We start from the raw sequence: 18,579 nt of genomic DNA on the forward strand, positions 1-18,579 counted from the left end.
TAGCGAAGGATGGCTGATGGAAGCGCGCCCTCGTCTCGTATCGCTCTCTCCCGCACGACTGGCCGACGTGCGCCGGCGGACCGGTGACCGTTCCGACAGGACCATCACCCTGGCCTGCGCCGCCGGGCTCGCCCACTGGGCCACCGGCCAGAGCCCCGACCTGCTGGAACTCACCCCCGCGACCCCGTTCACCGACCTCCTCGACTGGGCGGCCGGGGACGGGGCGGCCGGCGGCGGCGGTCTCGCGGGGTGGGAGGTCGGCGCGGACGGGCGGAGCATCGCCGTGCCCGGCGGCGTGGACCCGGCCGAGGCGCAACTGGCGCTGGACGACCTGGCCGACTTCCCCGACCGGCCGCTCGGCACCATCGGCCCCTCCAGCGTGGCGGCCCGGCTGGAGACCCTGGCCAGGTGGAACGGCACCAGGGCCGACAGGGAGCGCCCCACCATCGTGGAGATGTTCCGCGAGCAGGCCAGGACCAGGCCCGACGCGGTCGCCATCGTGGACGAGCGGCGGTCGCTGACCTACCGCGAGGCGGCCGCGCTGTCCAACCAGCTCGCCCACCACCTGATCGAACGCGGCCTCACCGACGAGCAGATCGTCGGCATCTCGCTGGACCGCTCCGCCGAGATGGTGCTCGGCCTGCTGGCCGTGCTGCAGGCCGGGGGCGCGTTCGTGCCGCTCGACCCGCGCTGGCCCGCCGCGCGCCGGGCGGTCGTGATCGAGGACGCCGGCGTGGTGCTGCAGCTCGACGCCTCCGGTACGGGCGCGGCGGGCGAGCCGGAGGCCGTGACCGTCGATCTCGACGCGTGGCGGTTCGCCGCGTACCCGGCAGAAGACCCCGAGGTGGACATTCCCGGCCCCGCGCTGGCGTACGTGATCTTCACCTCCGGTTCGACCGGGCGTCCCAAGGGCGCGATGATCCGGCACGAGGCGATCAGCGAGCGGCTGCTGTGGCAGAGCCGCGAGATCCTCGGCTTCGGCCATGACGACGCGTCGCTGTTCAAGGCGCCGCTGTCGTTCGACATCTCCATCAACGAGATCTTCCTGCCGCTGGTGTGCGGCGGCCGGCTGGTGGTGCTGCGGCCCGGCGGCGAGCGCGACCCGCACCACCTGCTGAGCGTGATCGCCGAGCAGCGCGTCACCTTCACCTACCTCGTGTCGTCCATGCTGGACGTGCTGCTGGAGATCGAGGGCGACTCGGGGCGGCTGGACAGCCTGCGGCACGTGTGGTGCGGCGGCGAGGTGCTCACCCCCGACCTGTACGAACGTTTCCGCACCCGGCTCGACATCCCCATGTACCACGGCTACGGCCCGGCCGAGACGACGATCGGCGTCTCGCACGTGATCTACCGGGGCGCCGCCGAGCGGCTGTCCACCTCGATCGGCAGGGCCAACCCCAACACCGAGCTGTACGTGCTGGACGACGAGCTGCGCCCGGTCCCCGTCGGCGTCGGCGGCGAGCTGTACGTGGGCGGCTTCCTGCTCGGCCGCGGCTACGTCAACGCGCCCGGCCTGACCGCCTCCCGCTTCGTGGCCAACCCGTTCGCCGGCGACGGCTCCCGCCTCTACCGCACCGGCGACCTGGCCCGCTTCGCCCCCGACGGGTCGCTGGACTTCCTCGGCCGGGCCGACAACCAGATCAAGATCCGCGGCATGCGGCTGGAGATCGAGGACGTCGAGATCGGCCTGGCCGAGCATCCTCGCGTCCGGCACACCTGCGTCGTCGCCAGGAAGAACGCGGCCGGCGGCACCTATCTGGCCGGATACGTCATCCCCGTCTCGGGCGCCGGCGACCTGAGCCCCGACGAGGTCCGGGCGTGGGCCGCCGAGCACCTGGTCGAGTACATGGTGCCGGCCCACGTCGTCGTGCTGAAGGAGTTCCCGCTCACCGCGAACGGCAAGCTGGACCGCGCCGCGCTGCCCGAGCCGGAGCTGCGTACCGGCTCGGTCGCCGCGCCCGCCACCGAGAACGAGCGCGTCGTGTGCGCGGCCGTCGCCTCCGTGCTGCGGCTGGAGGAGGTCGGCCCCGACCAGAACTTCTTCCGGCTCGGCGGCGACAGCCTCATGGCGATCTCCCTGATGAGCGCGCTGCGCGACGCGGGCCTGCACGTCACCGCGACGCAGATCTTCACCAGCCTCACCGTGGGAGCGCTGGCGGCGGTGGCCACCCCGGCCGAGGCCGCGTCGGCGGACCTTGAGGACGTCGCGACCGGCCCCTTCGCGGGGACGCCCATCGTGCGCTGGCTCGCCGGGACCACGGACGCGATCGACGGTTTCGTGCAGTCCGTGGTGCTCAACACCCCGGACGGGCTCACCGCCGACGCCCTCGGCGAGCTGCTCACCGCCCTGGTCAGGCGGCACGACATGCTGCGCGCCCGGCTGGTCCGCGCGGAACCGTGGGGGTTCGACGTGCCCGAGCCGGACACGGCCGTGGCGAGCTGGGAGGAGAGCGATCGGCCCCTGGATGAGTGCGTGGAGCTCGCCACCGCCGGGCTGAGCCCGGACGACGGCGTGATGCTGCGGGCCGTGTGGCGGCGCGCGTCCCGGCAACTGGTGCTGGTCGCCCACCACGTGGTGATCGACGGCGTCTCGTGGCGGGTGCTGATGGACGATCTGGCCACGGGGTGGCGGCAGCTCGACTCGGGCGCGCCGGTCGAGCTGCCGCCGGCGGGCACCTCGTTCCGGCGCTGGGCGCACCTGCTGGAACGGGCGGCGGCCGAGGCCGATCCCGGCTGCTTCCAGCACCCACTGCCGGGTCCCGACCGCCCGCTCGGCCGGCGTCCGCTCGCCGGGTCCGACGTCGTCGCCAGGGAACGGGTGCGCACGGTCACGGCCGGCCCCGAGATCACGGCGGCGCTGCTCGGCGAGGTGCCCGCCAGGTTCCACGCCGGGGTCAACGACGTCCTGCTGACCGCGCTGGCCGTCGCCCTCGCGCGGTGGCGGCGCGATCTCGGGCAGGAGCAGACGTTCGCGCACATCGAGCTCGAAGGGCACGGCCGCGAGGCGGGATTCGTGGCCGGCGCGGCCGGGTTCGAGCCCGACCTGTCGCGGACGGTGGGCTGGTTCACCACGTTGTTCCCAGTGACCGTGGACCCGGGCGCGGCGGCCGACCTCACCGCGCCCGCGTACCTGTCGGCCGCGCTCAAGGCGGTCAAGGAGGACCTGGCCCGGGTGCCGGACAACGGGGTCTCCTACGGGGCTCTGCGCTACCTGGCCGGCGCCGCGTTCGACGCGCCCGCGCCGCAGGTGCTCTTCAACTACCTGGGACGCTACGACGCGGGCACCCCCGGCGACTGGCAGCTCGCCGGCGCCACCGGGCAACTGGGCGAGAGGCGCGATCCGAAGATGCGGCTGCCGCGCGCCCTGGAGTTCAACGCCATCGCCGAACCCGGGCCGACGGGCGCGTACGAGCTGGTCACCAGCATCTCGTGGCCGGACGGGATGTTCACCGACGAGGACGTCGCCACGATCGGCGAGTACTTCCTGCACGCCCTGACCGGGCTGGCCGCGCTCGACACGGGCGGCCACTCCCCCAGCGACTTCGCAACGGTCACGCTCACGCAGGCCGACGTGGACGCCCTCGACGGCCCGGCGCTGCTCGACGTCCTGCCGCTGACGCCGCTGCAGGAGGGCCTGTACTTCCACTCGGTCTTCGACGACGACTCGGCCGGCAGCTACGTCGAGCAGCAGATCCTGACGCTGGACGGCGAGGTGGACGCCGGTCGGCTCGCGGCGGCGGCCGACCGGCTGCTCGCGCTGTTCCCGAACCTGGCCGCCCGGTTCGTCGCCCTCGCCGACGGGCGTGTGGTCTCGGTGCTGGAGAGCGGCGTCACGGCGCCGTTCCGCACGCTCGACCGTCCGGGGATCGGCGACGACGAGCTGCGCGACCTGGCCGAACGTGACCGCCGCGCCGGGTTCGACCTGGCCGAGGGGCCGCTGATGCGCTACACCCTCGTCCGTACCGGGCCGGGGCGGAGCATTCTGGTGCAGACCGTGCACCACATCGTCGCCGACGGCTGGTCGGTGCCGCCGATGCTGCGCGCGTTGCTGGCCGAGTACCACGCGCCGGGGAGCGTGCACGTACGGGACGGTTTTCCCGCGCATGTGCGGGCGCTCGCGGCGCGAGACGGCGACGAGAGCGACCGGGTGTGGCGCGAGCAGCTCGCCGGGCTGCCCGGCCCGTCGCTGGTCGCCGAGGGGCACACCCCGTCGGGCTGCTTCGCGGAGACCGGCGTCGAGGTCTTCGGCGCGCTGGACGGCGACATCGACGCCGCCGCGCGTGCGGCGGGCGTGCCGCTGAGCGTCGCCGTGCACAGCGCGTGGGCGGTGACGCTGGGCGGCGGCATCCTCCAGAGGCGGGACGTGGTGTTCGGCTCCACGGTGTCCGGGCGCGATGCGGACGTTCCGGGCATCAAGGACATGGTGGGGCTGCTCATCAACACGATCCCCGTACGGGCCCGGTGGGAGCGCGGCACGACGGCGCGCGCCCTGCTCGCCTCGGTACGGGACCACCAGAGCGCGGTGCTGGAGCACCAGCACGTCTCCCTGACCAGAATCGGCCGCCTGGCCGGGAGCGGGACGTTGTTCGACACCCTGGTGGTGTTCGACGTGCCGACGGACGTGACGGCGTTGCGCCGGCCCGGGGACGAGTTCGTCATCAGCGACCTGGTGAACGAGGGCGCGCCGCACTATCCGCTGACGCTGGTGGTCGAGCGGGAGCCTGGCGGGCGGGCGCGGTTCAACCTGATCTACGACGGGGAGCTGCTGCGGGAGTCGCGGGCACGGGCGATCCTGCTCACGTTCACCCGCACCCTGACCGGCCTCCTCACCCGCCCGGACGACCCGATCACCGTGGCCGCGACCGGCCCTTCGTCGAGAGAGGCCAGGGTGATCGCACCGGTGGGCCTGGGCGGCGAGCTCGCGCCGGTGACGCTGGGGGGCCTGTTCGATGCCGCCGCGCGCCGTGACCCGGCCGCCACCGCCGTCACCCAGTGCGCGCTCGACGGCGGCACCCGGTCGATGACCTACGGCGAGCTGGCCGCGGCCAAGGACGAGCTGGCGGCGGCGCTGCGTGCGGCCGGGGTGCGGCCCGGTGAGCGGGTCGCGGTGGCCGTCCCGCGCTCGCTGGAGCAGGTCGTCGCCCTGATCGCGGTCGTCAGCGCGGGCGGCGCGTACGTGCCGCTGGACCTGGCGTATCCGGACGAACGGCTGGCGTACGTGCTCGCCGACGCCACTCCGAAGGTCGTGCTCGTGGACGGGGCGGAACGGGAGCGATTCACCGAGCTGGCGGCCAGAGCGGGATCGCCGGCCCGGCTGCTCACGCTGGACGGCGAGCCGGCGGGGCCCGGCCAGGAGGGTGAGCCGCCGTCAGACACCCCCGAGGCCGAGGCCGGGTACGAGACCGAGGTCGACTGGAACGACCCGGCGTACGTGATCTACACCTCCGGATCGACCGGCCGGCCCAAGGGCGTCGTCGTGCCGCACTCCAGCGTGGTGGCGCTGCTCGCCGACACCCAGCCCGCCATGGGGTTCGGCCCGGACGACGTGTGGGTGCAGTTCCACTCCTTCTCGTTCGACTTCGCGGTGTGGGAGCTGTGGGGCGCGCTGGCGTACGGCGGTGAGCTGCTGCTGCCCGAGTACGCACTGACCCGATCCCCGCTCGACTTCCACCGGCTGGTCCGCGAGCGCGGGGTGACCGTGCTGAACCAGACCCCGTCCGCTTTCTACCAGTTCGCCGAGGCCGACCGGCATGCACGCGAGCCCGTCACGTCGCTGCGCCGGATCATCTTCGGCGGCGAGGCGCTCGACCTGGGACGGCTGCGCGGCTGGGTCGAGCGGTACGGCACCGCCTCGCCTGAACTGGTCAACATGTACGGCATCACCGAGACCACGGTGCACGTCACCCACCGGGTGCTGACCGGCGACGACTTCACCGCCGGGGACGTCAGCCCGATCGGCGGCCCGATCCCCGGCCTGACCACGTACCTGCTCGACGACCGCCTCCGTCCGGTGCCGCCGGGACGGGTGGGCGGCATCTACGTCGCGGGCGACCAGGTGTCGCTGGGTTACCTGGGCCGCCCGGAGCTCACGGCCGGCCGCTTCGTGGCCGACCCGTTCGCGGGTGACGGGTCCCGGATGTACCACACGGGTGACCTGGCCCGGCGGACGATCGACGGCGAGCTGGAGTTCGTCGGGCGGGCCGACGACCAGGTGCAGCTCAAGGGCTTCCGCATCGAGCTGGGTGAGGTGGAGTCCGCGATCAGGGAGCTGGACGCCGTCGTGGACGTGGCCGTCACCGTGGCGGCCGGCGGCGACCAACTGGTGGCGCACGTGGTGGGGCAGGTGTCCGACGACCTCACGGCGTCTCTGTCGGCGAAGCTGCCCGCGCACATGGTGCCCGGCCGGGTGCTGCGCGTGGACGCCCTCCCCCTGACGGTGAACGGCAAGCTGGACCGCGCGGCCCTGACCGACGCCGGAACGTACGCGACCGGCGGCGCAGGGGACGACCTCCCCACCACGCTCGTGAACGGCCGACCTGCGTCTGCCCTCGACGGAACGCCCTCCACCCTCGACGGCCCCACGTCCGCCCTCGATGGGACCGTGACCGCCGGTGACGATGCGCTGGCCGCGCTGGTCAAGGTCTTCGGTGAGGCGCTTCCCGGCGTGGACGCGGACGCCGACACCGACTTCTTCGTCGCCGGTGGGGACAGCATCGTCGCCATCACCGTCGTCAACCGGGCCAGGGCGCTCGGCCTGCCGATCACCCCGCGCGACGTGTTCCTGCTCAGAACCCCGCGCGCGCTCGCCGACCACGTGAGCACCCGCACCCCGCGAGTCACGGCCCCCGCCCGGCGCGAGGACGGCCCGTTGACGCCCACGCCGATCATCCTGCGCCAGCGGGAGCTGGGCGGCTCGCTGGCCAGGTTCGCCCAGGCCAGGACGCTGGTGGCGCCCGAGGGCACCCGGTTCGAGGACGTCGAGCGCGCCGCGAACGCCGTGGTGGCCACGCACCCCATGCTGCGGCTGCGGCTGCGCGTCGAGCACGGCGTATGGACCCTGCGCACCGACCCGACCCGCACGGTCACCGTCACCCACCCGCAGGCGGCCGCCGACCCGGCGGCCGTGGCGGACGAGCTGGCCGGGAGGCTTGATCCCGAGGCCGGGGAGGTGGTCGCGCTCGCGTGGCCGGCGGGAAGCCGGACGCTGGTGATCGTCGTGCACCACCTGGCCGTCGACGCGGTCTCCTGGCTGATCCTGCTGGACGACCTGGCCGCCGCCCTGCGCGGCACACCGCTCACCCCGCCGACCACCTCCTACGCCGACTACGCCGACGCCCTGGCCACGGGAGCCACCCAGGCCCAGGCGGCCGGCACCCTCGACCGCTGGATCACCGCGCTCCAGGCGCCCCCGCTGCTGCCCAAGCCGGAGGGTCTGCGCGACACCACCGTGGAGCTCCCGCCCGAACTGACCACCGCCCTGACCCGTACCGCGCCCGCCGCGCTCGGGCTCGGGCTCACCGAGTCGCTGTGCGGCGCGCTGCGTGCCGCGCTGACGCACGTCCAGCCTGCCCCCACCGACCTGGCGATCGAGCTGGAACGCCATGGCCGCGTCCCGGCGGGCGACCAGCACGACTACGCCCGCACGGTCGGCTGGTTCACCGCCATCGCCCCCGTACGGCTCACCCCGCACACCGACCCCGTCGCCGCGGCGCGCGAGGTCGCCGAGCGCCGGCCGGACGAATCCGATCACATCGCCTACGGCCGGCTCAGGTACCTCAACCCGCAGACGGCCCCGCTGCTGACCGCCCGCCCCCAGGTGCTGTTCAACTACCTCGGCCGGGCCACCGAGTCCCAGGCGCTCCCCATCACCGGCGGCGACCAGGGCAGCCCGTACGCGGTCGAGGTCAACGCCTGGATCGACGCGGGCACCGGCACCCTGCGAGCCACCTTCACCCTGGCCGATGCCGTGCCGGGCGAGATCGTCGAGCACTGGCGGCAGGCGCTGGAGCGGATCGCGGAGGCCGCCGCGACGGCCGAGCGGACGGCCCCGGTGACCCCGTTGCAGCGCGGCCTGTTCTTCCAGGCCCAGCTCGCGGGCCCGGCCGGCCACTACGTCGCGCAGAACTACTTCACCTTCGACCGGCGGCTCGACCCCGACGCCCTGGCCGAGGCGATGGCGTACGTGATCGCCCGGCACCCGGTCACAGGCGCCGGCTTCACCGCCGACGCGGCCGGGAACCCCGTCCAGGTGCTCGCGGCCGGCCGGCGGGCCGGCGTGCGGACGATCGCCCTGACGACGGACGCCGAGGTCGAGGCCCTGTGCGCCAGGGATCGCGACACCGGCTTCGACCCGGGCGAGCCACCGCTGATCCGGCTCACCGTGGTGCGCCGGCCGGACGGCCGGGACGGCCTGCTGCTGAGCTACCACCTGCTGCTGTGGGACGGCTGGTCACGGGAGATCGTGCTGCGCGACCTGTTCGACGCCTACGAGGCGGCCGTCGCGGGCAAGCCGCTGGACCCGGTCCCGGCCACGCCGAGTTTCGAGGAGCACGCCCGCGCGCTCGACGCCAGGGATCCGGATCCGTCGCGGCGCTTCTGGGCCGAGCACCTGGCCGGGCTGCCGGGCCCGACGCTGCTGGCCGGGCCCACGCCGTCCTTGACGGACGCCCTGCCGCGACAGCTCGTGCACACGCTCTCCGCCGAGCAGTCGGACCTGCTGCGGGAGGCGGCGCGGACCCACGCCGTCACCCTGAACTCGCTGCTGACCGGCGCGTTCGGCCTGCTGCTCGGCGCGCACACCGGCCGCGGTGACGCCGTGTTCGGGGTGACCGTCTCGGGCCGCGAGGGCGAAGGGCTGGACGGCATCGTCGGCGTGCTGCTCAACACCGTGCCCATGTGGACGCGGCCCCGCCCGTACGAGACCGTGGGCGAATACCTGGAAGGCGTGCAGGCGGCCAGGGTCGCCGCGATGGAGCACGAGCACCTGGGGCTGGGCGAGATCCAGCGGACCGGCGGGCACGACACGCTGTTCGACAACCTCTTCGTGCTGCAGAACTTCCTCGACCTGGACGCGCTGGCCGCGATGAACGCCAGGCACGGCATCACCTCGGTCCGCGCCGACGACTCCACGCACTACCCGTTCACCTGGGTGGTGACGCCGGGCGAGCGGTTCACGATCAAGCTGGAGTACCGCGACGACGACACCGAGCGGGCCCGCGCCCTGCTCGACGACTATCTGCGCGTGCTCGGCGACGTGGCCCGCGCGACCGGACCCGTGGGCGGATTGCCCGGGTTCGGGGCGGAGCCGGAGCGGGGCCCGCGGACGGACGTCGGCCCCGACACCGTGGTCGACCGGTTCGACCGGGCGGCCGAGCGCAGCCCCGAGCGGGTCGCGCTCGTCGCCGACGGCAAGACGATGACGTTCGGGCAGCTCCAGGAGCACAGCCGGGCCGTCGCGGGAGTGCTCGCCGCGCGCGGGCTCGGCCCGGACAGGACCGTGGGCCTGGCCATCCCGCGCTCGCTCGACTCGATCGTGGCGCTGTTCGCGGTGCTGCGGGCCGGGGCCGCGTACGTGCCGCTGGAGCTGGACCATCCGGACGAACGGATCGCCGCGATCGTCGCCGACGCCCGCCCCGACGTGATCCTCACCGTGAGCGCCGTCTCCCCCCGCCTGACGGCCACCGCCCCTGGGCTGATCGAGCTGGACCGGCCGCTGCCCGAGGCCGAGCCGGTCACGACGTTCGCGCCGGACGACCCCGACCGCCTGCGCCACCCGGCGTACGTCATCTACACCTCGGGCTCCACCGGCCGCCCCAAGGGCGTGGTCACCGAGTACGCCGGGCTGACGAACATGCTGATCAACCACCGGCGCCGGATCTTCGAGCCGGTCCTGGCCGAGCACGGGCACCGCATCTTCCGGATCGCGCACACGGTGTCGTTCGCGTTCGACATGTCGTGGGAGGAGCTGCTCTGGCTGGCCGACGGCCACGAGGTGCACATCTGCGACGAGGAGCTGCGCCGCGACGCGCCCCGGCTGGTCGAGTACTGCCTGCGGCACACGATCGACGTCGTCAACGTGACCCCCACCTACGCGCAGCAACTGGTGGCCGAGGGGCTGCTCGACGACCCGGGACGGCGGCCGCCGCTGGTGCTGCTGGGCGGCGAGGCGGTCACGCCGGCGTTGTGGCAGCGCCTGGACGAGACGGAGGGCACGGTCGGCTACAACCTGTACGGCCCCACGGAGTACACGATCAACACCCTGGGCGTCGGCACGTTCGAGTGCCAGGATCCGGTGGTGGGCGTGCCGATCGACAACACCGACGTGTACGTGCTGGACCCGTGGCTGCGCCCCGTGCCGGACGGCGTGCCCGGCGAGCTGTACGTGTCGGGCGTCGGCATCGCCCGCGGCTACCTGGGGCAGCCCGGCCAGACCGCGCACCGGTTCGTCGCCTGCCCGTACGGTGAGCCGGGCGAGCGCATGTACCGCACCGGCGACCTCGTGCTCCGCCGGCCGGACGGGAACCTCGCCTACCTGGGCCGCACCGACCAGCAGGTCAAGATCCGCGGCCATCGGGTCGAGCCGGGCGAGGTCGAGGCCGCGTTCACCGCGCATCCCGCGGTCCGGTTCGCCGCCGCGGTGGCCCAGCCGGACCCGCAGGTGGACGGCGCGTACCGGCTGGCCGCCTACCTCGTGCTGGACGGCGCCGACCTGGCGGAGGTCGCCGCCGAGGTGGGCGCCGGGCTGCCGGACTTCCTGCGGCCCACCCACTACGCCGAGGTGGCCGCGATCCCGCTGACCGTGAACGGCAAGGCCGACGTCAAGGCGCTGCCCGAGGCCAAGCCCCTGGGCGCGCTGAGCACGGCGGGCGAGCGGCGGCCCGCGACCGAGACCGAGATCACGGTGTGCGAGTTCTTCGCCGAGGCCCTGGACCTGGATGATGACGAGGTGAGCGCGGTGAGCGACTTCCTGTCCCTCGGGGGACACTCCATGCTGGCGGTGCGGCTGGCCGGGCTGCTCCGCCGCGAGTACGGCCCCAGGATCACCATCCGCGACCTGTACGCCCTGCGTACGCCAGAAGCGATCGCCCGGCACCTCGATGACTGACGAACCGGCCTCCCGCGCGGCGATCCTGCGGACCACGCTGCGGCGCAACCTCGGCGCCATGGCGGGCGGCACCCTGCTCATGGGCCTCTACCAGGCCGGCGAGACCGCCTTCCCGATCGCGCTCGGCCTGATCGTCGAGCACACGATGCGCGAGCGCGACCTGGGCCGGCTCGGCCTGTCGATCGCGGCGCTGGCGGTGATCATCACCACCGTGTCGCTGTCGTGGCGGTTCGGCATGCGCGTGCTGCAGAAGGCCAACACGACCGAGGCCCACCGCTGGCGGGTACGGGTCGCGGGCTGCGCGCTGCAGCCGGTGGCCAGGGACACCGGGCTGAAGTCCGGCGAGGTGCTGACCATCGCGACCGAGGACGCCGACCAGACCGCCGACATCATCGAGGTGGTGCCGCTGCTGATCAGCTCGCTGGTCGCGGTGCTGATCACGGCGGTCGCGCTGGGCCTGGCCGACGTCCGGCTCGGCCTGCTGGTCATCGTCGGCACGGTCGCGATCCTGTCGATCCTGAGCGTGATGTCGAAACGCATCGGCGCGAGCACCCGGGAGCAGCAGGCCAGGGTGGCGCGGGCGGGCGCGAAGGTGGCCGACCTGATCAGCGGTCTGCGCCCGCTGCACGGTTTCGGCGGCAACTACGCGGCGTTCCGGTCGTACCGGAAGGTCAGCACGGAGGCGAAGAGCCAGGCGATCGCCGTGGCCAGGGTGAACGGCGCGTACGCCGGCATCGCGCTGGCGCTCAACGCGGCGCTCGCCGCCGCGGTGACCCTGACGGCGGGCCGGCTCGCGTTCGAGGGCCGGATCGGCATCGGTGAGCTGGTCATGGCGGTGGGGCTGGCGCAGTTCATCATGGAGCCGCTCAGGCTGTTCTCGGAGATGCCGAAATACGTGATGATCGCGCGCGCGTCGGCCGAGCGGATGGCGCTCGTCCTGGCCGCGCGCCCGGTGATGACCCCGGGCACGCGGCGCCCGTCCGCCGGCGGCGGCCTGGAGGTGGACGGCGTCCGGTACAGGTCGCTGCGCGAGGTGAAGTTCCACGTGGCCGCCGGCGAGTTCGTGGCCATCGCCGCCTACCAGGCCCAGGCGGCGGCCGACCTCGCGGCGATCCTGGCCGTGCACGTCCCGCCCGGCGCCTATGAGGGCGTCGTACGGGTCGGCGGGCAGGAGACGGCGGACCTGTCGATCGAGGCGGGCAGGGAACACCTGCTGGTCAACCCGTACGACGGGGAGATCTTCGCGGGCACGCTGCGCACGAACATCGACCCCTCCGGCACCGCCGGCCTGCTGCCCGAGGCCGTCGAGGCGTCCATGCTGTCCGACGTCGTCGCCCTCCACCCGGAAGGGCTCGACCACGGCGTCCGCGACCGCGGCGCCAACCTGTCGGGCGGGCAGCGCCAGCGGCTGTCGCTGGCCCGCGCCCTCGCCGCCGACGCCGAGATCCTGGTCCTGCACGACCCGACGACGGCCGTGGACGCGGTCACGGAGCAGCTCATCGCGCGCAACCTCGCCCGGCTCCGCCGTGACCGCACCACCGTCGTGATCACCAGCAGTCCCGCCTTCCTCGACGCCGCGGACCGCGTCCTCGTCCTGGACGGCGGCGTCATCACCGCCGACGCCACCCACCGCGACCTGCTCGCCGCCGACGCCGGCTACCGCCAGGCCGTGGCCCGCTGACCTCGCCATAAAAGCGAAAAGGCCGCCCTCCCTTGGCGGGGAGGGCGGCCTGCTTGTTCCGCTTACACGTCGAGGCACCACATGGCGCCGTAGCCCGGCACGTAGCAGCGGTACCAGCCCTCGGGCGGCATCGCCTGCGCGGGGGCGCTGGTGATACCGACGGTGAGGGCAGCAGTGGCGACGACGAGGGCCAGAGCCGCGGCGCGGCGTACACGAGTTCTCATGGGCATCATGCAACCGGGCCCGTCTTGTGGATCACTTGGGACCGGCTGGTACGGCGCCGCGAGCCGCCCGTCATACCTGGAACATACTCGCCCCGATCAGAATGCCGATCGGAGGTGCACGATGACCCAGACGATGTTCCAGCTGTTAGGACGCATGGCGGTGGTCGACCGCGGGGGCCGGGCGATCGGCGTACGTGCCGCGAAGCAGCAGGCGATCCTCGCCGTTCTCGTGCTGCGGCCGGGCGGAGTGGTCAGCGTGGACCGGCTGATGACGGAGCTCTGGCCGGAGGAGCTGCCGGCCACCGCGCGGGCGAGTCTGCAGACGTACGTCTACCGCCTGCGGCGCACCCTGGCGCCACTGGCCGGCCACGGTGTAGAGCTGGCCACGCTCGGGAACGGCTACACCCTGACCGTCCCCGACCGGGCGGTGGACGTCAGGACGTTCGAGCAGCGCTTCACCCGCGGATCGCAGGCGCTGGCCGCGGGCGGCGCGGCGGAGGCGGCCGAGCTGATGCGCGCGGCGCTGGAGCTGTGGCGCGGGCCGCTGGCGCCGGGGATCGAGGTCGAGACCGTGCTGTGCGAGCGCCGCCGCCTCGACGCGATGCACCTGACCGCGTCCGAGCTGCGGGCCGAGGCCGAACTACGGCTCGGCCTGCACAACTCCGTCATCCCGGAGCTGGAGCGCCTGGTCGAGGCGCACCCGTTCCGCGAGTCCCTGTGGGAGCTGCTGCTGCGCGCCCTGGCCGGGCGTGGCCGCCGCGCCGAGGCGCTGGCCGCCTACCGGCGCATGCGGGACATCCTCAGCACGGAGCTCGGCATCGAACCCGCCGACCGGCTACGCCGGCGCCACCAGGCCATCCTCGAAGGCGCGTCGTCCTAGCCCGTCGGCGGGTACGGGCCGAAGGGGAGCGCCTCTGGCCGGCGCCTGCCAGAAGGCCCTCCCCTCAGCTCCCTTTACTCACTCAGGCGCACTGCTTCCTGGTGTAGACGGAACAGTCCGTCCTCCAGCACTTGAAGACGGTGCAACAGATGCTGCCGGTACAGGTCGTGTTGACGACGATGCACCGCGCGGTGCAGGCGGCCTGCGCGTCGCCGGACGGCACGACGAAGGCGACGATCCGGTCAGCCAGGTCGGTGATGAGTTTCACCTTGCTCCACCCTTCATCCCACGTCTTACTCGCACAGAGTGACCGTCCGGTAGGTGCAGTCAGTGTTGTAGCAACGCATCTTGTAGCAACCGGTGTTGGGGTCGTAGCTGATCTGCACGCACCTCGGGGTGCACGCGGCGTCGGCCTTGACGGTCGGGATCAACCGGTCGATGAGCTTGTCCAGCATTCCTTCTTCACCTCCTCTCCTGTCTCGGGTCCGATGGGCGCGGCATCACGGTCAGGCACCTCGTGATAGCCGCGGGCTTGGAGGCGGAAGAGACGGGCGTATTCGCCGTCCACCGCCATGAGGTCGTCGTGGGAGCCCAGCTCGGCGACGGCCCCGTCCTTCAGCACGACGATCAGGTCGGCGTCGCGCACGGTGTTCAGCCGGTGGGAGACGAGCAGGCTGGTCCGGCCCGCGCGGTGCCGCCGCATCCGGGCGTGCACGTCGGCCTCGGCCTCGGGGTCGAGGCCCGAACTCGGCTCGTCGAGGATCATCAGGTCGCGCCCTTCGCGCAGGAAGGCCCGGGCCAGGGCGGTCCGCTGCCACTGGCCGCCGGAGAGCACGACGCCGGTGGCGGCGTCCGCGCGGTCCTCCTCACTGGTGAACATCCGGGTGAGCTGCGTGTTGTAGCCGCGCGGCAGGCCCGCCAGCAGCTCGTCCACGCCCGCCCTGCGCGCGGCGGCGCGGATGCGGCCGAGGTCGTCGCGGGCGGCGACGTCGCCGACGCCGATGTTGTCGCGGGCGGAGAAGTCGTAGGCCATGTGGTCCTGGAAGACGCCGCTGATCCGCTCCCGCAGCTCCTCCGGCCGCACGTCGCGCAGGTCGGTCCCGTCCCAGAGGATCGCTCCCCTGGTCGGGTCGTAGAAGCGGCAGAGCAGTTTGACGAGCGTGCTCTTGCCCGCGCCGTTGAGGCCGACGAGCGCGACCGAGGCGCCGTACGGGAGGAACAGGTCGACGCCGCGCAGGATCCAGGGATGTTCGTCGCTGTAGCGGAACCACACGTCGCGCAGCTCGATCCCCCGGCGCAGCGGCGGCAGCGGTGCGGGGTCGGCCGGCGGGGGCAGATCGGGCTCGGCCCTGATCACCGCCACGTAGTGGCCGAAGAGGCGCAGGTTGTGGTCGGTCGCCGCGATGCCGGTGACCAGCGCGTCGAGTCCGCCCTGGACCGCGACGACGGCGACGGTGAACATCGAGACGTCCCCGACGGTGAGCGTGCCGGTGCGCGCCGCGGCGATGGCCCAGACAAGCCCGCCCCCGGCCACCACGGCGGACAGCAGCGCGAGCGCCCCCTCCGCCGACAGCTCCTTCCTGTCCATCCGCCGCTTGCCCGCGTGCGCCGTCGCCAGCTCGGCCATGAGCCGGCCGCGCAGGAATCCGCCCGCGTTGAAGAGCCTGATCTCCTTGGCCGCCTCGATCGTGCTCAGCAGCGTGCTGTAGAAGAGCTGCCGCCGCTCCGCCGGGCCGATCTGCCACATCATCGCCGTACGCCGCCGGGACAGCTTCAGCTGCGCGACGAGGGCCGGGCCTGCCGCGCACAGCACGACCACGGTCATGACGGGACTGATCACCAGCAGCGAGCCGACGAAGCCGATCACGGTGACAGCGGAGCGGACCAGGCCGAACGCCTCGGTGACGATGCCCTCCGCGCGCGACGTGCCCTCCTGGGCCAGGCGCAGCCGGTCGAGGAAGCGCGGGTCCTCGAACGGCCGCAGCCCGGGGAACCGGGCCGTGGCCGCGAAGAGCCGGTCGGTCGTGGTGGCCGCCATGGCGCGGCCGATCTGGCCGCCGAGGTAGCGCGAGCAGTGCGGCAGGATCGCGGCGGCGACGCCGGTGCCGGCCAGACCCGCGGCCAGGCCGAGCAGCCCGGCCAGGGAGGCCGAGCCGGTGAGCCCGTCGATGACCAGCTTGGTCAGCCAGGCCACCGCCACGGGCGCCACGGCCGTGCCCAGCAGGGTGACCGCGTACCCGATCATGGGGGCGGCGGCGGCGCTCCAGCCGGTGGCGACCGCCTCATGCGCAGCGGCGCTCAGCCGGGCCCCGTCAGCGGCCATGCCGCTGCCTCTCCAGCTTCCTGACGGTGACGGCGTGCAGGTCGGCGGCGTGGAAGTAGCCGTGCTCGCGGGAGTCGAAGCTGGCCTCGGTGTTGTCACCGATCAGCACGAACCTGCCGTCGGGGACGACGTCGTCGGCGACGACCCACCTCACCTGCTCGGGCACCGGATCGCCGGGCACGGCGGCGACGCGCTTGATCAGGTACTTGCTGCCGGTCGGGCGCGGGCTCAGGACGACCGCGATCTGCCCGCTGCGCAGCTCCGCCAGATCCGTGCGCCGGGACAGGAGCCGGTCCCCGTCGGTGAGCGTGGGCGCCATGCTGGCGCCGTGAACCCGGATCACCAGGTGCGTCCTGCGCAGCCGTACGGCCAGGAGGGCAAGCCCCGCGACCCCGCACGCCGCTGCCAGCACCGCCCACCTCATGACGCCCCCGCCGCGGCGGGCAGGTCGTGCCCGCTGGTGACGATCGTGTCGCCGGCGCCGACCGTGAGCACGGTCGGGAAGGCGTTGACCCCGAACGCCGTCTGGAGCGGCCCCAGGGGCGGTTCGGTGACGACGCGCGCCACCTCCGCGAGCAGCGCGGTCTCGGCCGCGGAGTCCTCGCCGGGGGCGGAGACGACCACGGCGAGCACGGCGTCCGACGTGCCGCGCGCCCGCTCCACGAAGAGCGGCAGCAGGTCCTCGCAGGGCCGGCAGCCGTGCGAGAAGAAGCCGATCAGCGCGGGCGTGCCGAGCAGTTCGTCGGAGATCGGCTCGCCGCTCGTGGTCGTGGTGGCGAACTGCGGGATCCGCGTGCCCGGCGGCAGGGTGTCCGCCGCCGGCACCGCGCTCTGCCGGCGCAGCCGCCGGATGACACCGACGGTCAGCAGCAGGTTCAGCACGCCCAGCAGACCGACCAGTACGACCGCGGCGACCAGGTACTGCATCTCACCCTCCCCGATCCGTCCATCAACACCCCGGCGAGCTCTCGCCGGTCGCGAATCTGGATATTTCACGACCCCGCTAGCCCGGCTCTCGCGCGCCGCTAGCCCGGCGGGAAGAAGGGGAAGGACGCGCGGGGAGGTGATCGACTCTGCCGGGGCGGCGACGCATGATGGGCTGTATGAGCGATTTCGACCCCGCCGACCTCCGCGTGATCGCCTTCGACATCTTCGGCACCACCTTCGACTGGTACAGCGGCGTCTCCGAGCAGGTCTCCCGGATCGCCGCCGAGCAGGGCGTCACGATCGACGGCGGCCGGTTCGCCGACGACTGGAGGGGCCGCTACATCCCCTCGATGCGGACCGTCAACAGCGGCGAGCGCGACTGGGCCTACCTCGACACGCTGCACCGCGAGTCGCTGGACGACCTGCTGGAGCTCCACGGCGTGGCCGCCGCGTTCGACGAGGCCGCCCGCCGCCGCCTGGTCCACGTGTGGCACCGGCTGCCCGCCTGGCCGGACGCGGCCTCAGGGCTGGCCCGCCTGCGCCGGCGGTACGTGCTGGCGGCGCTGTCGAACGGCGGGTTCGCGCTGCTGACCAACCTGGTCCACCACTCGGGGCTGCCGTTCGACTGCGTCGTGTCGGCGGAGCTGGCCCGGGCGTACAAGCCGTTGCCCGCGCCCTATCTGACCGCCGCCGGCCTGCTCGACGTGGAGCCTGGCCAGGTCCTCATGACCGCGGCGCACGCTTGGGACCTCGACGGGGCACGCGCGGCGGGGCTGCGAACCGCGTTCGTGGAGCGACCGCTGGAGAAGGGACCGCACGGCGCCCCTGACCGCGCCGAGGACGCCACCAGCGACCTGGCCGTCACCGGCTTCGGCGAACTCGCCGACGCGCTCGGCTGCTGAGCCCCCTGCACGACAGCAAATAGGGCCGGTCAGAGGTGACCGGCCCGTTCCGCTGCTCGTCAGATGCCGCGCGTGTACGTGGTGCAACTCGGGTCGGAGGCGGCGCTGGTGTCGAAGAGGGCTTCGACCCGCGCGTACACCTGGTGCGGCTTCGGCCGGTTCACCGAGATGGTCCTGGTGCCCGTCCTGCCGCCCTGGAAGCTGAACGCCTTGAAGACGATGTCCGGCTGGGCGTCCTGGACGAAGTAGAAGCGGACGGAGTTCTTGCTCCCGGTGTTGGCGGTGGTCCGCCAGGACACCTGGTCGAACACGTGCCGCGTGCTCGTGGTCAGGTAGCGGACGCGGATCTCGATGCCGTAGTCGCCCTTCGAGCAGCGGGCGACGAGGTAGGCGTCGGCGGAGGCCACGGCGGGCCCCGTGGCCGCCGCGGTGATCGTCGTGGCGAGGGCCATGGTGGTGACGGCGGCCGCCTTGCGCAGGATCTTCAAGGTTGCCCTCCCGTAGGTTTGTGATGGTCATTCCCGGAGGGGCGGTATGC

The 18,579-nt window shown here is 73.2% G+C and carries 11 protein-coding genes; 4 read left to right on the forward strand and 7 right to left on the reverse strand.

Going from position 1 to position 18,579, the window contains the following annotated elements; genetic code table 11:
* The first annotated feature begins 16 nt into the window (after positions 1-16).
* Positions 17-11,104 (forward strand): amino acid adenylation domain-containing protein, encoded by an 11,088-nt coding sequence (locus ABFX54_RS22000; protein ID WP_346107544.1) that lies wholly within the window; start codon positions 17-19, stop codon positions 11,102-11,104.
* A complete protein-coding gene (locus ABFX54_RS22005; RefSeq protein WP_346107545.1) occupies positions 11,097-12,785 on the forward strand; it encodes an ABC transporter ATP-binding protein in 1,689 nt (562 codons plus the stop codon). Before ABFX54_RS22000 ends, ABFX54_RS22005 begins: the two co-directional genes overlap by 8 nt.
* 62 nt (positions 12,786-12,847) lie before the next feature.
* Here the strand turns inward: ABFX54_RS22005 and ABFX54_RS22010 are convergent, their stop codons facing one another.
* On the reverse strand, positions 12,848-13,009 hold the full coding sequence (locus tag ABFX54_RS22010; protein WP_346107547.1) for a hypothetical protein: 162 nt from the start codon (positions 13,007-13,009) through the stop codon (positions 12,848-12,850).
* A gap of 121 nt (positions 13,010-13,130) precedes the next feature.
* Between ABFX54_RS22010 and ABFX54_RS22015 the strand changes: the two genes are divergently transcribed.
* Entirely contained in the window at positions 13,131-13,889 is a 759-nt protein-coding gene (locus tag ABFX54_RS22015; RefSeq protein ID WP_346107548.1) for an AfsR/SARP family transcriptional regulator, read from the forward strand.
* Between the two features lie 82 nt (positions 13,890-13,971).
* Here the strand turns inward: ABFX54_RS22015 and ABFX54_RS22020 are convergent, their stop codons facing one another.
* Genes ABFX54_RS22020 through ABFX54_RS22040 form a run of 5 tightly spaced genes read right to left on the reverse strand, consistent with a single transcriptional unit; the run spans position 13,972 to position 17,139 of the window.
* Complete coding sequence (locus ABFX54_RS22020; protein WP_346107550.1) at positions 13,972-14,157, reverse strand: hypothetical protein; 186 nt, start codon at positions 14,155-14,157, stop codon at positions 13,972-13,974.
* 25 nt (positions 14,158-14,182) lie between these two features.
* A complete protein-coding gene (locus ABFX54_RS22025; protein WP_346107552.1) occupies positions 14,183-14,344 on the reverse strand; it encodes a hypothetical protein in 162 nt (53 codons plus the stop codon).
* Entirely contained in the window at positions 14,317-16,212 is a 1,896-nt protein-coding gene (locus tag ABFX54_RS22030; RefSeq protein ID WP_346107553.1) for an ABC transporter ATP-binding protein, read from the reverse strand. The genes ABFX54_RS22025 and ABFX54_RS22030 overlap by 28 nt, the downstream gene beginning before the upstream one ends.
* Positions 16,202-16,624: a S26 family signal peptidase gene (locus ABFX54_RS22035; protein WP_346107555.1), complete on the reverse strand. Its 423-nt coding sequence runs from the start codon at positions 16,622-16,624 to the stop codon at positions 16,202-16,204. Before ABFX54_RS22035 ends, ABFX54_RS22030 begins: the two co-directional genes overlap by 11 nt.
* Before the next feature lie 8 nt (positions 16,625-16,632).
* Positions 16,633-17,139 (reverse strand): TlpA family protein disulfide reductase, encoded by a 507-nt coding sequence (locus ABFX54_RS22040; protein WP_346107557.1) that lies wholly within the window; start codon positions 17,137-17,139, stop codon positions 16,633-16,635.
* Between the two features lie 176 nt (positions 17,140-17,315).
* On the opposite strand from ABFX54_RS22040, the gene ABFX54_RS22045 reads away from it, so the two are divergent.
* Positions 17,316-18,041 (forward strand): haloacid dehalogenase type II, encoded by a 726-nt coding sequence (locus ABFX54_RS22045; RefSeq protein ID WP_346107558.1) that lies wholly within the window; start codon positions 17,316-17,318, stop codon positions 18,039-18,041.
* Positions 18,042-18,100: 59 nt separating this feature from the next.
* Here the strand turns inward: ABFX54_RS22045 and ABFX54_RS22050 are convergent, their stop codons facing one another.
* The gene (locus ABFX54_RS22050; protein ID WP_346107559.1) at positions 18,101-18,529 is read right to left on the reverse strand and encodes a hypothetical protein; all 429 of its coding nucleotides are present in this window, start codon (positions 18,527-18,529) and stop codon (positions 18,101-18,103) included.
* Positions 18,530-18,579 lie beyond the last annotated feature (50 nt).

Source organism: Nonomuraea maheshkhaliensis (genome assembly GCF_039529435.1).
GTDB classification, from domain to species: Bacteria; Actinomycetota; Actinomycetes; order Streptosporangiales; family Streptosporangiaceae; genus Nonomuraea; species Nonomuraea maheshkhaliensis.